This is a genomic window from Peptoniphilus harei, from assembly GCF_016726485.1.
Taxonomy (GTDB): Bacteria; Bacillota; Clostridia; order Tissierellales; family Peptoniphilaceae; genus Peptoniphilus_A; species Peptoniphilus_A harei.
The window spans coordinates 1,104,446-1,118,767 of the sequence record NZ_CP068103.1 but is presented as its reverse complement, the minus strand read 5'-3'; the positions used below and the strand labels follow the sequence as shown (position 1 = coordinate 1,118,767).

At 36.5% G+C, this 14,322-nt stretch carries 16 protein-coding genes; 8 read left to right on the top strand and 8 right to left on the bottom strand.

Going from position 1 to position 14,322, the window contains the following annotated elements:
* Positions 1 to 150: 150 nt before the first annotated feature.
* Positions 151 to 789, bottom strand: a complete 639-nt coding sequence (locus I6I93_RS05200; protein ID WP_112889704.1) for a racemase — start codon at positions 787 to 789, stop codon at positions 151 to 153.
* A gap of 4 nt (positions 790 to 793) precedes the next feature.
* Positions 794 to 1,666, bottom strand: a complete 873-nt coding sequence (locus I6I93_RS05195) for a diacylglycerol/lipid kinase family protein (protein WP_112889703.1) — start codon at positions 1,664 to 1,666, stop codon at positions 794 to 796.
* A gap of 91 nt (positions 1,667 to 1,757) precedes the next feature.
* Between I6I93_RS05195 and I6I93_RS05190 the strand changes: the two genes are divergently transcribed.
* The 3 genes from I6I93_RS05190 to I6I93_RS05185 all read left to right on the top strand — a co-directional run bounded on the left by I6I93_RS05190 (position 1,758) and on the right by I6I93_RS05185 (position 4,516).
* Positions 1,758 to 2,330 carry a neutral zinc metallopeptidase gene (locus I6I93_RS05190; protein WP_236587155.1) on the top strand — a complete coding sequence of 191 codons (573 nt, stop codon included), beginning with the start codon at positions 1,758 to 1,760 and terminating at the stop codon, positions 2,328 to 2,330.
* Between the two features lie 34 nt (positions 2,331 to 2,364).
* Positions 2,365 to 2,595, top strand: coding sequence for a neutral zinc metallopeptidase (locus I6I93_RS09215; protein ID WP_407673022.1), 231 nt, complete (start codon positions 2,365 to 2,367; stop codon positions 2,593 to 2,595).
* Between the two features lie 91 nt (positions 2,596 to 2,686).
* Positions 2,687 to 4,516 carry an LTA synthase family protein gene (locus I6I93_RS05185; protein ID WP_112889702.1) on the top strand — a complete coding sequence of 610 codons (1,830 nt, stop codon included), beginning with the start codon at positions 2,687 to 2,689 and terminating at the stop codon, positions 4,514 to 4,516.
* Here the strand turns inward: I6I93_RS05185 and I6I93_RS05180 are convergent, their stop codons facing one another.
* Positions 4,517 to 5,410 (bottom strand): DUF368 domain-containing protein, encoded by an 894-nt coding sequence (locus I6I93_RS05180; protein ID WP_112889701.1) that lies wholly within the window; start codon positions 5,408 to 5,410, stop codon positions 4,517 to 4,519. It lies immediately after the preceding gene.
* 187 nt (positions 5,411 to 5,597) lie between these two features.
* Here I6I93_RS05180 and I6I93_RS05175 point away from each other — a divergent pair, with 187 nt between their 5' ends.
* Together I6I93_RS05175 and I6I93_RS05170 are read left to right on the top strand one after the other, a co-directional pair.
* Positions 5,598 to 5,753, top strand: a complete 156-nt coding sequence (locus tag I6I93_RS05175) for a hypothetical protein (RefSeq protein WP_172605459.1) — start codon at positions 5,598 to 5,600, stop codon at positions 5,751 to 5,753.
* Positions 5,754 to 5,852: 99 nt separating this feature from the next.
* The gene (locus I6I93_RS05170) at positions 5,853 to 7,202 is read left to right on the top strand and encodes a DUF438 domain-containing protein (protein WP_112889700.1); all 1,350 of its coding nucleotides are present in this window, start codon (positions 5,853 to 5,855) and stop codon (positions 7,200 to 7,202) included.
* Between the two features lie 40 nt (positions 7,203 to 7,242).
* Here the strand turns inward: I6I93_RS05170 and I6I93_RS05165 are convergent, their stop codons facing one another.
* Positions 7,243 to 7,974: a hypothetical protein gene (locus I6I93_RS05165; protein ID WP_112889699.1), complete on the bottom strand. Its 732-nt coding sequence runs from the start codon at positions 7,972 to 7,974 to the stop codon at positions 7,243 to 7,245.
* A gap of 249 nt (positions 7,975 to 8,223) precedes the next feature.
* On the bottom strand, positions 8,224 to 8,967 hold the full coding sequence (locus I6I93_RS05160; RefSeq protein WP_112889698.1) for a hypothetical protein: 744 nt from the start codon (positions 8,965 to 8,967) through the stop codon (positions 8,224 to 8,226).
* A gap of 176 nt (positions 8,968 to 9,143) precedes the next feature.
* Here I6I93_RS05160 and glsA point away from each other — a divergent pair, with 176 nt between their 5' ends.
* The 3 genes from glsA to I6I93_RS05145 all read left to right on the top strand — a co-directional run bounded on the left by glsA (position 9,144) and on the right by I6I93_RS05145 (position 12,006).
* Positions 9,144 to 10,073: a glutaminase A gene (glsA, locus tag I6I93_RS05155; RefSeq protein WP_112889697.1), complete on the top strand. Its 930-nt coding sequence runs from the start codon at positions 9,144 to 9,146 to the stop codon at positions 10,071 to 10,073.
* 9 nt (positions 10,074 to 10,082) lie between these two features.
* Positions 10,083 to 11,552 carry an alanine/glycine:cation symporter family protein gene (locus I6I93_RS05150; RefSeq protein WP_112889696.1) on the top strand — a complete coding sequence of 490 codons (1,470 nt, stop codon included), beginning with the start codon at positions 10,083 to 10,085 and terminating at the stop codon, positions 11,550 to 11,552.
* Between the two features lie 103 nt (positions 11,553 to 11,655).
* A complete protein-coding gene (locus I6I93_RS05145) occupies positions 11,656 to 12,006 on the top strand; it encodes a phage holin family protein (protein WP_112889695.1) in 351 nt (116 codons plus the stop codon).
* Positions 12,007 to 12,053: 47 nt separating this feature from the next.
* Here the strand turns inward: I6I93_RS05145 and I6I93_RS05140 are convergent, their stop codons facing one another.
* The 3 genes from I6I93_RS05140 to I6I93_RS05130 form a co-directional block, all read right to left on the bottom strand.
* Positions 12,054 to 12,359 (bottom strand): DUF4298 domain-containing protein, encoded by a 306-nt coding sequence (locus I6I93_RS05140; protein WP_112889694.1) that lies wholly within the window; start codon positions 12,357 to 12,359, stop codon positions 12,054 to 12,056.
* Between the two features lie 203 nt (positions 12,360 to 12,562).
* Positions 12,563 to 12,958 carry a pyridoxamine 5'-phosphate oxidase family protein gene (locus I6I93_RS05135; protein WP_112889693.1) on the bottom strand — a complete coding sequence of 132 codons (396 nt, stop codon included), beginning with the start codon at positions 12,956 to 12,958 and terminating at the stop codon, positions 12,563 to 12,565.
* A gap of 83 nt (positions 12,959 to 13,041) precedes the next feature.
* Positions 13,042 to 14,223 (bottom strand): amidohydrolase, encoded by a 1,182-nt coding sequence (locus I6I93_RS05130; protein ID WP_112889692.1) that lies wholly within the window; start codon positions 14,221 to 14,223, stop codon positions 13,042 to 13,044.
* Between the last annotated feature and the right edge of the window lie 99 nt (positions 14,224 to 14,322).

The window sequence follows — 14,322 nt, the reverse complement described above, 5'->3', positions numbered from 1 at the left end:
TACAAGAATTTTAAGGGGATTTTATAAAATTTATACAATCTTATCCACAGTTTCATAAAAGTTATCAACTTTTGTGGGTAAAAAAGAAAAGAGCTAAGAAAAAGCTCTTTTTTTTGTGTAATTTTTCAATTTTCTGTGGATTGTTTGTCTTTAAAGTCTTTTTATCATGTCTTCTGCTGGATCCAAGATTTCTATATCAGTCAACTTTTTAAATTCCTCTTTCATGTAGGGGAAGTGGGTGCAGGCAAGGATAATTCCCTCAGGTCTTTCTTCCATCTTGTTAAAAAAGTTAAAGAGGTCTTTTAGGTCAAGCTTTTTTATAATTTCTTCTGGGGCAGTTTTCTTTTCGATTTCTTCAACAAGACTTAGGATCCCAATAGAAATTGTGTCCCTAAAATTCTTTTGGCAAAGAAGGGCATCAACTCCATGGGCTGATTTTGAGTTTGCTGCAAGGATAATTAACTTTTTATACCTAGAGTCAAGATCTTTATAAAAGTCCAAGGGAGTGATAATTTGGATGTTCTGGCGGCGAGATAAGTCCCCCAGATCTATTGATGCTGAAAGAGAATTGCAGTAGATAAAAATTTTCTCTCCACCAGACTTTTTTGCATCCACAATTTTTTCTTCAACAAGTCTTGTGAGTTCTTCTCTTGAATAATATTGAAGGAGGGATTGGTCCTTGGGGTTCTTGGAAATAGGATAGGATAGAGTTTCAAATCCCCTCTCCCTCAAGAGGTCCACTCCCATCCTTGTGTCTTCATGAGTTCCTGCGAATACTCCAACTTTCATCTTCTCACTCCTTAAAATAAATCCACTTTAAAGCCTTGGGCAAGACCTTGTAGTCTATCTCCCTTGCCCTATAAATTTCTCCGTCAATATTATATAAAAATTCTCGGTCTGATGAAATTACTCCAGACCTTGTAATGATTTCTCTCACTCCAGGTTTTCCCAGGTGGGTCCCCTTCCGATAAGATAAAAATAATTTTATTATCCCCCTTGGCCCCATTTCATTAGCCAAAATTAAGTTCAAGAGCCCATCATCAAGCCTTCCCCTTGGTGAGGGATTAAATCCATTTCCATAATAGGACCCGTTGCAAAGGGCGGATACCAAAAATCTCCCTTTGCTTTCTCTTTCTATATTATCTTCGTCCCAATAAGAAATTTTTAAATTTACAATTTCTAAATTCGCCACGCTCTTTATAACTCCGTAGAGGTAGGCAAGCTTGCCTGATATATCCTTCCTCCTCATGAGGTCATAGGCGTACTTCAAGACATTGGTGTCAAAGCCAAGGCTGGTTACATTTATGCAAGTCTTTCCATTTACTTCTACTAAATCAATGGGCGATATTTCATAATTTAAAATATTTGAAAGATCAAAGGGCCTGAAGTTCTTGGAAAAGTCGTTGCCCGTTCCACCTGGTACAAGTCCAAGGGCTGTCTCACTTCCCCTTAATACACTAGCAACTTCTGATAAGGCACCGTCTCCTCCCTTTATAAAGAGGAGGTCGCCGCCACTATCCCTAAAGTCTTCTGCAAAAGAGATTGTGTCCCCAGGCTTTTCTGTAATTTTAATTTCGTCTTCCTTAAAATATTTTAAAAGTTCCCTCTCAAAGTTTTTGTCACGGCCCCTGCCCGACTTGGAACTTATTATAAATAATTTTTTCATAATTCATCACTTATATTTTATTATAGTAAATCTTTAAATGTTTTCCAATAATCTCTCCTTAATTTGGGTAAAAAAGCCTTGGAGGGATATTATGAAATGGCAAGGTAGAAGAAAAAGTTCAAATGTTTCCAGGTCTAAGGGTGGCGGTGTTGCCCTTGGTGGCGGAGGACTTATAATTGCACTTATAGTTTTTTTAATAACAGGAAGTCCAAGAGATGCTATTAGGTCAGGTCTAGGCGGGGGAGTCCAAAACTCTCAACAGGAATACCAACTGTCTGATAGGGAGCAAACTCTCTACGATTATTCATCAGTTGTCTTGGCTGACACCGAAGATGCTTGGCACGAAATTTTAGAAAAAGAAGGAATAAGGTATAGGGAGCCCAAGATGGAAATCTTCAAGGGCCAAGTAAAAAGTGGTTGTGGTATTGCCAACTCAGGCATGGGACCCTTCTACTGCTCACGTGATGAGACTATCTACATGGACCTTTCCTTTTACGACTCACTGATAAGAGACTTTGGGGCTGACGAAGGAGACTTTATCCTCTCCTATGTTATTAGTCACGAGGTTGGTCACCATGTCCAAGAAGTTACTGGAATAATGAAACAATACCAAGAGCTTGCAAGTCAGATGTCTGAAAAAAGAAAGAAATGCCCTAACAGTTAGGCTTGAGCTCCAAGCCGATTACCTGGCAGGAGTTGTGGCAAGATACCAAAAGGACAAGGGCTATCTTGACCCAGGCGACATTGAAGAGGCAGTATCAGCTGCTTGGTCCATAGGGGACGACACAATCCAAAAGAAGGCACAAGGCTATGTAAAGCCAGAGTCCTTTACCCACGGATCCAGCGAAGATAGGGTTCGTTGGTTCAAGAAGGGTTACGAGGCTGGCGACTTATCAGATTGGGATACCTTTAATAGAAAAAGTATATAAAGTCATACCAGCCTAGGGCTGGTTTTTTCTTGCTTAAAAAGTCCTATTAATTTATAATTTCCTTAAGCTTATTATTAAGGACGAGGACCAAATGGAAAAACACTTTAAAAATCTTACAAAAACTTTATTTCTTATTATAAATCTTATTTTCTATAGGACTTCTCTTGGAAGCCCCACAGGCGACAAGGGCCTTTACATATTGATTATTTCTATTATCTTGACAGGTCGTCTCGACTATATTCTTTTAAATCTATATCCCAAGAAAAATTATAAATACACTGTGGTGGGCTTAATTGTATTTTTAAAGATTGGCCTTTCCATCTACTTTAGGGAGTTCCATTCCTTTGATATATTTGGAAGGATTGGGCTTGCAAGAGAAGCTGGCGGAGTTCTACCTGTGATTTTCAAGGATTTTTCTCCTGCCTACTTCCTCATAATTTTAGCTGGCCTAGGCCTTGCCTACCTGATAAAAAAATATTATTGGGAAGAAGCCTTTAATAAGAAAAGATTTTATAAAGAACTTGGAGTATTTTTTGCCATCCTCATCTTACCTGGACTTTTTATAAAGCCCCTAAGGGGAACAGAAGTCTATACTTCAACTTTTTTATCTCCTCTTTACACAAGAGTGGAAGCCAGGCAAGATGCCAAGTCCCTAGAAAAGACTGACATAAAAAAATACTTTTCTTTTCGAGGATTTAAATCCAATGAATTTACAGGACTTGCCCAGGACAAAAATATAATTTTTATCCAATGTGAGTCCCTGCAAAATGCCGTGGTCAATAGGACCTATAATGGAGAAGAGGTGACTCCCTTCCTAAACTCCTTGATAAAGAAGCAGGGTTCTATCTATTTTAATAATTATTTTGAACTCCTAGGCTTTGGCAACACATCTGATGCTGAGTTCGTCTCCATGACATCTGTCTATCCTACCCTTGACGGTCAGGCCTATTCTGTCTACAAGGACAAGAAAACTTATGGACTGCCAAAGATTGCCAAAAAGATGGGCTATGAAACTCTAGCCATGCACGGCAACACAGGCAAGTTTTATAATCGCCAAGAAATCTATAAAAATTTTGACTTTGACAGGATTTATCTTGGGGAGACTTATGACCAGACTGACCAAGTCATGATGGGCCTATCAGACAAGTCCTTCTTTGATCAGTCCTTTGACAAGATAAAAGAGATTGAAGATGAAGGGAAGAAATTTTTTGCCCTTATGGTAACACTTACAACCCACACTCCCTACAATCTGCCAGAAAACTTGCGTGAGATTCCAAAAGAAGCTGATGATAAGACGGACTTTGTCTACGATTATATTTCCTGTGCTCGATACACCGACAGGGCCATGGAAGAATTTTTTGGCAAGCTAGAAAAATCTGGCATCCTAGATAAGACTGTAGTAATTATTTACGGAGACCACCACGCCTACACCCTTAACAAGGAAAAGGATAAGGAGTCCATGGAGAGGTGGCTGGGACGTGAAATTGACTACGACGACATGATGAATATCCCCCTTGTCATCCATGTCCCTGACTTTAATAAAAATATTACAAGACACAATGTTGGCTCACAACTTGACCTCTATCCCACTATCTTAAATCTCATGGGCTGGGACAGAAGTGACATCCCTACATTTGGTATTGACCTTCTTGGTTGGGGCAAGGAAATAGAAAACAACGCAGTCTATCCCCAAACCTACCTCTTAAAGGGTTCCTATATAAATAGGGACCAGGTCTTCGAATACTCTCGTGACGGAGTTTTTGAAAATTCCAGATTAATTGACAGGAAGACGAGAAGGCCCCTTCCCCTTGACCAAGCAAAGAAGGAATCGGACTGGGCCAAGATTTGTATCGACTACTCTAAAAACCTAATGACCAATGACAATTTAATAGAATTAGTGGAAAAAAATAAAGAAGACTGATTAATTACCAGTCTTCTTTTCTTCTTTAAGTCTTAATATTCTAATAAATTCTAATATAAACAAGATTAAAATTCCCAAGAAAAATCCAGGGATTGAAAAATTATATAAATTTAATGGTGGATTTCCCCCAAGAGTTGTGGGGCCCATGACAATTGCATAAAGAGACCCTATTATCATACCAAGAATTAGATACATCATCTTGTCACGATTTTTTCTCAGCCTTTCTCTTATAATCCTTATGGACATTAAAATACCAAAGAATACTCCAAGGGCCATGACCACAAGGGGCATTAGCTTGTCGAAGTTAAACCTCATGACCTCTCCTAGGGCTTCCACCACAGGTATGTAAACTCCTGCTATGAGAAGAATTGATGACCCAGAGATCCCTGGCAAGACCATGGCAGATATTGCAAGTCCACCTGCTAAGAATAAATAAACATAGTCAAAGACATTGGGATTGATTAAGTCGAAGTCACCAATGAATTTTGATTTTCCCTTAAAAATTACCAAGAGGATAACTATAATTAGACCAATAAAAATAAAATAAAATTCTTCTTTATTGTCCCTTAAAATCTTTATCTCGCTGGAGATTAGAAAGGGAAGTGACATGAGGGTCAATCCAAGAAAGACTGAAGTCATAAAGTATATTTCCTTTTGAAAAAGTTCTGACAGGAAAAAAATACTCAATAAGAGGCCAAAGAGCCAACCTAGACCGAGATTAAAAAGATACTTAAAGGCTTCTTTCCTCTTTTCCCTTTGACCTCCAAAAAATTCGTGCAAATTATCTATAAATTTATCATAAAAACCTAGGATGAAGGCAAGGGTTCCCCCGCTGACCCCAGGCACAGAGTCGGCTATTGCCATGACCATCCCGTTAAAAAAATTAATTAACATAATTCCTCCATCTATCTATGATAACATTTAATTGTAAAAATTATTTTTAAAGAAGGAATTTTTACAAATTTTTAATATTCTTTAACAGATTAAATCTTTATCCTTTAAAATTCTTTTATTTAGGTATATATTAATTAATAAGATAATATCTTACTAACTACATAAAAATTTGACAAGGAGGATAAACATGAAAAATAAAAAATTTTTAGGGAGTTTAATAAGCATACTTCTTGGACTGGGACTTGTTACTTACACAAAGGACCCTTTCTTAAGCATCTTTATCTATATCTGCCTTGTAGCTATTTACAAGTTAATAAGAGCTTTGATTTTAGAAGCTAAATAAAGTCTAGAGGCTCGACAGAGTCTCTTTTTATTTGATTAAATTTAATAAATATTTTCTAATAATGGGTATAATATGCCTAACAAAATTTTAGGAGGAAATATGAAGAACATAAACGTAGACGAACCTGTAGCAAATCTCATTGAAAAATTTCCAAATTTAAAAAACATTTTAAAGGATTTAGGTTTTATTGAAATTACAAATCCCCTAGCCCTTTCTACTGTTGGAAAAATGGTTTCAATAAAAAAAGGAGCCGAAATAAAAAATATAGACTTGGATTTAATTAAAGAGAAGTTGAGAGAAGAAGGCTTTAATCTAGTTGATGTTGAAAATGTTAGTGATGATTCCAAAGAAGATAATGATAGACTTAGTCTCTTAAAATCCTATATCGAAAGACTTTCTAAGGGCGAAGACTTGGAAGCTGTTAGAAGTGATTTTGTAAAAAATTTTAAGGATGTCTCTTCAAAGGAAATAGTTGATGCTGAACAAGAACTAATTATGAGTGGCCTTCCCCTAGAAAAAGTCCAAAAACTTTGCGATATACATTCTGCACTTTTCCACGAAAGTAATATTGTAGATGAGAGTCAAAAGGATTTGGGAAAAATTCCAGGTCATCCTCTAAATATCCTAAGTATAGAAAATAAAAAAATTAAATTTTTAGCTGATGAAGTCAAAAATAGCAAAGACAAGTTAGCTAAGATAAGAGAGCTTTTAAAAATAAATTCTCATTACGGCAAAAAGGCTGGACTTATTTATCCCCTTTTGAAAACTAAATATGATATTATTGGTCCCAGTGATGTTATGTGGGCTGTCGATGATGAAATAAGAAGTGACCTGTCACATATTGTAAAAGCAAATTCTTATAATGAGGAAAACTTAAATAAGGTTTTAGATAGGATCTATGAAATGATATATAAGGAAGAGAATATCCTCTTCCCACTTTTAAAAGAAAACTTCACAGAAGAAGAGTGGAATAAAATCTATGGCGACTTTGGAGAATATGGACTAGACCTAGTGGATGATTTCCCGCTTTGGAAGGACTACAAACCCAAAGAAATCCTACCAAAGGAAGAAAATTCTTATGGAAGTCTTGAATTCGAAACTGGAAGTTTAAAGATAAAGGAAGCCCTTCAAATTTTTAGGACCATTGATGTAGAGCTAACCTTTATAGATAAGGATGACTTTGTTAGGTATTATTCTGAGGGAAAGGACAAAATTTTTCCTAGACCTAAGTCTTGTTTAAATAGAGATGTAACTTCTTGTCATCCTCCAAAAGTTGTGCCAATGGTGAAGTCCTTGCTTGATGATTTTAAGAGCAAGAAGAGAGATCGTTTAGTTATATGTAAAGACATTAAGGGAAAGAAAGTCTTAGTTAAGTACCTTGCAGTTTATGATGAAGCTGGTGATTATCTGGGTACTTTGGAAACAGTTGAGGACATAAGCCACTACTAATGAAATGAAAAAAGAAGCCACATTGAAGTGACTTCTTTTTTTAATCTTCACATCCTATAACTTCATTGTAAATTTCCTCTGCCCTGTCCATGTAAATGTCAGATAGGCTTGCACGGAAGGGTGGTGTACAGAAGAAGAAGGCGATAGCTGCAATTACTCCAAATATAATTGCTAAAATAGAAAGAATCTCCATTCCTTTCATGACAAAAATAAGCGAAATGAAAGCAACTACTCCACATATTAAAGTAATCTTATAGGCCTCCACACCTGCCATAAAGCTTTCTGAAAATAATTTTATACCTGCCTTTACTATAAGCTTAAGGCTGTCAAAAAAGGTCAGGTCCCTATATCTCTCATCTGCCATGAAGAAATTCAGGTAGGCAAAAATAAGAGATGTGAAAATCATTACTAGGGTAAATAAAACTATTAAGCTTATTACAATCTTGGTGTCTTTAATTGCATAGTCAGAAAATAATAAAAATCCTGCGCCTGATGCAAGTGCGGCAAGGGTAAGTAAGACTACAGTAATGGCTCCCACCAAGATATTCATCAAAAAGACCTTGCCTGTCATAGTCTTTATGCCTCTAAAATAATCAGAAAAGCTCCCTTCCCTGTTATAAAGAAGTCCCCTGCAAATTATGTAGTCAAAAATAAAGGCTACAAAGCCACTTAGAATTGATAAGTTGCCGTCAGCAATATTTTGCAAAATTCCAGAAATTATTGCATTGACAATAAGTATTAAGATAATAGATCCGTAATTGTACTTTCTCATTAAACCATCTCCTTAGATCTTTTTATAAAGTTATTCTATCACAAATTAATTTGCCCTTATAGGACTTTTACCCAGGTGTAAAATTTCTAATTATTCATAAGCTTAGGAAATCTTCTTTATAAATAAACATAATCAAAAACATTGGGATTAATTAAGTCGAAGTCCCCAATGAATTTTGATTTTCCCCTAAAAATTACCAAGAGGATAACTATAATTAGACCAAGGAAGATAAAATAAAAGTCTTCTTTATTATCCCTTAAAATTTTTATCTCTCATGAATTCCTCATAAATTTCTTCTGACCTGTCCATGTAAATGTCAGATAGGCTGGCACGGAAAACTGGTGTGCAGAGGAAGAATGCGACAAAAGCTATAACCAAGGCTATAAAAATAATTGCAGTAAAGGGCTCTATATTTTGTAGTGAAAAAATTCCAGGAATAAATCCTATCGCTCCTAAGATTAAACTGATCTTATAGGCTCTAAGACCTGCCATAAAGCTTTCTGAAAATAATTTTATACCTGCCTTTATAATAAGCTTTAAGCTGTCAAAAAAGGAAAGGTCCCTGTATCTCTCGTCTGCCATAAAGAAATTCATGTAGGCAAAAATAAGAGACGTAAAAATCATTACTAGGACATATAAAACTATTAAGCTTATGACAACCTTGTTACTGTCAATACTTGTAAAACCATAAAATACTATGGAGCCTGCACCTGATAAGAGAGTTGCTAACAAAACTAGGATTACAGCAATGGCTCCCACCAAGATATTCATCAAAAATACCTTGCCTGTCATGGTCTTTATTCCCCTGAAATATTCAGAAAAGCTTCCTTCCCTGTTATAAAGAAGTCCCCTGCAAATTATGTAGTCAAAAATAAAAGCCACAAAGCCACTTAAAAATGACAAGTTACCGTCAGCAATATTTTGCAAGATTCCAGCAATTATTGCATTGACAATAAGTATTAATAGAATAGATCCGTAATTGTACTTTCTCATTAAATCATCTCCTTAGATCTTTTTATAAAATTATTCTATCACACATTCCCTTTGTTTATTATATTTTTAACCGACTTTATAAAAGCTTATCTTTAAGACTTTAACAAAAGTTTTTTGGTATCGATTTCATTTTTGTGTTATAATAAATTTCCGAGCTAAACAAAAGGAGGTGAATTATGTTTTTAAAGAGAGAAGATATTGTTGAAAAAATTGAAAAGTCAATTAAAAAAAGTGAGAGATTCATTGGTCAAGGTGAGCTTGCAACATACATACCAGAGCTTGCCAATGTGGACCCTAATGGCTTTGCCCTATCTATTGTTACTACAACAGGAGATGTCTACAACTTCGGTGATGTGGACAAGGTCTTTTCTATGCAATCCATTTCAAAGATCATTTCATTAATTATGGCTTTAAATGACAACACAATACAAGATGTCTTGGCAAAAGTTGGGACAGAACCAACAAAATACAAGTTTAACTCTTTGATACCAATTGATGATAAGCCATCTAACCCACTGATCAATGCCGGTGCAATAACAACTGCATCTCTTATTGTGGGTAAGGATGTAGACGAAAAATTCCAAAGAGTTATGAATTTGGTAAAAAAATTATCTGACAGCGAAAATATTAGCTTCCTAAAAGAAGTCTACACTTCTGAAATGGAAACTACTGATGTAAATAAGTCAATTGCCTACTACCTAAGGAGCAAGAAAATTTTTTCATTAAATGCTGATGAAGTATTGGACTTATATGTAAGAAATTGTTCTATAGGTATTAACGCAAGTGAGCTTGCCCATCTTGGAGCAGTCCTAGCAAATGGAGGATCTGACCTCGTGACAGGAGATGAAATGATCTCAAGAGAAACTGTGAAGATTGTCCTTGCACAGATGGCATCCTGCGGGATGTACGAAGAAAGCGGGGAATTCCTATTAAATGTGGGGATCCCATCAAAGAGTGGGGTCAGTGGAGCAATACTTGGTATTGTACCTGGCAAGTGCGGCATCTGCACCTACTCACCAAGACTTGACAAGTCGGGCAACTCAATTCGCGGCAAAAACCTCTTGAAGATTTTGTCAAATGACTTAAACTTAAATATATTTTTATAAGGAGCAATTATGGGAACAATAATACAAACTATACATGACATAGGAGATTTACTTGGACAAAAAATGTATGCTGATGCCTTCTCAATGACTACTGGTCTATTAAGTGACAGCATTTATACATACCTACTTATACCACTTTTACTTGGAATTGGAATTTTTTACACTTTCAAGATCAAGGGTGGACAAATATCAAATATTGGACACGCAATAAAATTAATCTCTAAACCAGCAGAAGACAAAAACTCAATTTCACCTTTTAAGGCCTTCACTATTTCAGCTGCCTCCCACATTGGTACTGGTAACATAGTTGGTGTTGCCGCAGCAGTATCTATTGGTGGACCTGGTGCAGTATTTTGGATGTGGATAACAGCCCTTATTGGTGGAGCATCCTCTTTTGTAGAAAATACTCTTGGACAAGTTTTTAAAGAAAGAAATCCAGATGGAACATTTAAGGGCGGACCTGCCTTCTACATGGAAAAAGCCCTTGGAAAACCAAAACTTGCAGCCCTATTCTCAATAGTTATTGCCCTAGTTTATGGTATTAACTTTAACGCTATGCAAGCAAACACAATTGCAGCTGGCTTTAATTCTTCCTTTGGACTTGACAAAAGAATAGTTGCAGTTTGTCTAATAATCCTAGCTGGACTAATTATCTTTGGCGGACTAAGAAGAATCGCCGATGTAACAAGTTTACTTGTACCTTTTATGGCAATTATTTATATGGCAGTTGTACTTTTCATAGTAATAAAAAATATTGCCCTAGTGCCACACATGTTTGGCCTAATCTTTGAAGGAGCCTTCTCCCTAAAGGCAGGCTTTGGTGCTCTATTTGGAACAGCAATCCTAAATGGTATTAGACGTGGACTTTTCTCCAACGAAGCCGGCATGGGTGCAGTACCAAATGCATCAGCAGTAGCAGACGTATCTCACCCTGCTAAACAAGGTCTTATCCAGGCACTTGGAGTTTACCTTGACACAATCCTTGTTTGCTCAGCAACAGCCTTTGTTATAATCCTAGCAGGAGAAGGAATCTATGCATCAGACCTACAAGGACTAGAGATCACACAAGCAGCTCTTGTAAATGAAGTTGGACCTTGGGCAAACTACTTCCTAACATTTTGTGTATTGATGTTTGCCTTCTCATCAATTGTTGGTAACTATTACTATGGAGAAAACAACATCTTAAAACTAAACCTTGGCAAGAACGCCCTAAATATCTACAGGGTTATTGTTCTTATAGCAGTAGTGCTTGGTTGTGTTGGAGACTTCTCCATTGTTTGGAACACAGGAGACGTATTTATGGGAATCATGGCAGTAATCAACCTAATAGTATTAATATTCTTAGGAAAGATTTCTGTTGGCGTTTACAATGACTACATGAAACAACTTAAAGAAGGTAAGGACCCTGTATTTAATCCAGAAGATGTTAGTGAACTAAAAGCATATTTAGATAAAATTACAGCATGGAATAAGAGATAAAAAAAGTCGCAGCCTGGTCTGCGATTTTTCTTTTTAAGATTTTAAATTATAAAAGACCCCACTGTGGTATAATAGAAATACAAGATACATAAAGGAGGAAGACATGAAAAAAGTACTTGGCGCTCTAGTGGCAAATGCCTTGTCATTTTACCTACTAGACCTAATGTTTAGCAATGTATATTTTGAAAAAACAAGTGCCTTTGTGGCAATGGCAATAATCTTTTCACTGGTTAACCTTACAATAAAACCAATCCTAAAGGTTTTGTCCTTCCCAATTACACTTTTAACTCTTGGACTATTCTCACTGGTTGTTAACGCAGTAGTCCTTAGCATTGCCTTTAAGTTTGTGTCCACAGCCCACATAGGAAGCTTTGGAACAGCCTTCTGGGCATCAATAGTTCTAAGTTTTATAAACAGTGCTATAAGAGAATTTTTGAGCAATAATTTTAACTAAAGACATTAAAAGAAGCCGTAGGAGAAAAAAATCCTGCGGCTTCTTATTTAACGGTATTTAATTACCTCAGTTGCAAGCTCAAGCATATCAATGGCAATATTAAAGTTTTCACCAAAGAGGTCAAAGACAGCATCTTCAGAGAGAACTCCACATGGAAGATCTTCAGGCAATTCTCCCTTGTCATATCTCTCCAAGTCGTCAAAATATTCTTGGGAGCTATAATAATTGCTCAGCTTCATATATTCTTCTTGATGGTCAGCAAATTTTTCAATTGCAGCCCTAAGTTCTACAATCAAATCATTGTGATCATTTAAAATCTTTTCCATCTCACTAATTCTCTTAACAGGATCCATAATATCCTCCTTTATAAAATAAGAAAAATTCTTCTATCTTAATAATTATAATATAAAATAAAAATAATCTACATAAGTTTATTTTAAAAAACTTAAATGTAATAAAAAAGTCAAGTTCAGTTGCCCAAACTTGATTTTTGTTTTTTTGAAACTATAATCTTAAACTTAAATTATTTAAGCTTAATAGGAGATCTTTTTAAATCTTAAATTTCTACTACTTCCCTATCCCCTGCAAAAGTTGAAAATACTGCTTGGCCTTCTTTAAAATATAGGACAGTCATCTTGCCATCATCTACTGAATACATATTTTCTAGGGCCTCTTTGTTTTGCTTCATCATTTCTTCTCTAGCTTCTATCCTGTCATCTTCTTCTAGGACACCAGTTAGTCTTATCCAAGTTTTGCCATCAAAGGCAGTGACTTCAACCTTAGGGTTTTTCTTGATTTGCTTGTAAACATCTTTTTCCTTTGATGTCACAATATAAATCCTACCTTCAAATTCTGCAAGGGCACCTAAGGGTCTAACGCGAGCTTGGTCACCATCTTGGCTCGCTAAGTAAAATACCTTAACTTTTTTTAAGTAATCGTAAATTTTATTCATAATATTTCTCCTTATTTATTTCTTTACCCAAAACTTACCTAGAAACACAAAAAGAGAAGCCCTAAGCTCCTCTTTTATACTTCTCAGTCTTCCATTAAATACTTTACTACTACTGCTGCCATTGTCTTTGCACAAATCACCATGGCATCTTCTCTTATGTCAAATTTTGGATTGTGGTTTGCATAGGGCGCATCTTCTTTCTTTGCTCCAACGAAATAAAAGCATGATGGCCTTTCCTTAGCATAGTAGGCAAAGTCTTCTGATGCTGTTTGCGGTCCTCCGTCATAAATTTTCTTGACTTCTTTTATATCTGCTTCTTTAATTGCATCTACTACAAGGTCTGTCATGGCTGGGTCATTGTAGAGGACTGGGTAGTCGCTTTTACATTCTACTTCTACTTCCATGCCAAAGGTTTCGCCAATTCCTCTTGCAATCCTATCTATTTCTCTTTCAATTTTTTCTCTTGTTTCATCTGTCATGGACCTAATGTCTCCTGTAAGTCTCACAGAGTCCTTGATTATATTAAAGCTTCCTTGACCTTCAAAAGACCCAATTGTCACAACTCCGTTTTCAAAGGGAGAGAGCCTTCTTGATACAATAGTTTGGACTGCTGTTACAAAGTGTGATGCTGCAACTATGGAGTCATTTGCCAGGTGGGGCATGGACCCGTGTCCGCCTGTCCCTTGGAACTTGATTGAGAACTTGGACCTACCTGTTTGGGTGTTGCCCTTGTGGTATTGGACTTCTCCAAAGTCCATGGCTGACATAACGTGAATTCCAAATACATTGTCAACCCCATCTAGGACTCCAGCTTCAATCATAGATTTTGCTCCTCCTGGAGGTGTCTCTTCTGCGTGTTGGTGGATAATGACAATCTTCCCCCTAAGCTTTTCCTTCTTTTCCAATAAGATGTCTGCCAAGACCATTAGGTAGCCTGTGTGGGCATCGTGGCCACAAGCGTGCATGACTCCAGGATTTTTTGATGCAAAGGGAAGTCCTGTCTCTTCCTGGATTGGTAGGGCATCAAAGTCTGCCCTAAGGGCTATAGTCTTGCCTGGTTTTCCTGTGTCGATTACAACTCTTAGTCCATTTCCTCCCATGTTTTTTGTGACTTCCACATCCTTGCCCTTGTAGTAGTCGGCAAGGTATTTTGCAGTTTCTACTTCTTCAAAGGAAAGTTCTGGGTTCTCGTGAATGTGGCGGCGGTGGTCCACCATTTCATCTTGTCTCTTATCTATCTCGTCAAAAATCTCTTTTAGTAACATTTTTCTCCCCCTCTTAAAAGTCTATTTATAAGATTATACTCCTAAATTTTTGTATTTTAAAGGGACTAGAAAACTAGCCCCTAGGTATTTTTATATTTG

Coding starts and splice junctions, on each gene's coding strand:
- I6I93_RS05200 (WP_112889704.1), bottom strand. CDS start 789: ATGAAAGTTGGAGTATTCGCAGGAACTCATGAAGACACAAGGATGGGA.
- I6I93_RS05195 (WP_112889703.1), bottom strand. CDS start 1,666: ATGAAAAAATTATTTATAATAAGTTCCAAGTCGGGCAGGGGCCGTGAC.
- I6I93_RS05190 (WP_236587155.1), top strand. CDS start 1,758: ATGAAATGGCAAGGTAGAAGAAAAAGTTCAAATGTTTCCAGGTCTAAG.
- I6I93_RS05185 (WP_112889702.1), top strand. CDS start 2,687: ATGGAAAAACACTTTAAAAATCTTACAAAAACTTTATTTCTTATTATA.
- I6I93_RS05180 (WP_112889701.1), bottom strand. CDS start 5,410: ATGTTAATTAATTTTTTTAACGGGATGGTCATGGCAATAGCCGACTCT.
- I6I93_RS05175 (WP_172605459.1), top strand. CDS start 5,598: ATGAAAAATAAAAAATTTTTAGGGAGTTTAATAAGCATACTTCTTGGA.
- I6I93_RS05170 (WP_112889700.1), top strand. CDS start 5,853: ATGAAGAACATAAACGTAGACGAACCTGTAGCAAATCTCATTGAAAAA.
- I6I93_RS05165 (WP_112889699.1), bottom strand. CDS start 7,974: ATGAGAAAGTACAATTACGGATCTATTATCTTAATACTTATTGTCAAT.
- I6I93_RS05160 (WP_112889698.1), bottom strand. CDS start 8,967: ATGAGAAAGTACAATTACGGATCTATTCTATTAATACTTATTGTCAAT.
- glsA (WP_112889697.1), top strand. CDS start 9,144: ATGTTTTTAAAGAGAGAAGATATTGTTGAAAAAATTGAAAAGTCAATT.
- I6I93_RS05150 (WP_112889696.1), top strand. CDS start 10,083: ATGGGAACAATAATACAAACTATACATGACATAGGAGATTTACTTGGA.
- I6I93_RS05145 (WP_112889695.1), top strand. CDS start 11,656: ATGAAAAAAGTACTTGGCGCTCTAGTGGCAAATGCCTTGTCATTTTAC.
- I6I93_RS05140 (WP_112889694.1), bottom strand. CDS start 12,359: ATGGATCCTGTTAAGAGAATTAGTGAGATGGAAAAGATTTTAAATGAT.
- I6I93_RS05135 (WP_112889693.1), bottom strand. CDS start 12,958: ATGAATAAAATTTACGATTACTTAAAAAAAGTTAAGGTATTTTACTTA.
- I6I93_RS05130 (WP_112889692.1), bottom strand. CDS start 14,223: ATGTTACTAAAAGAGATTTTTGACGAGATAGATAAGAGACAAGATGAA.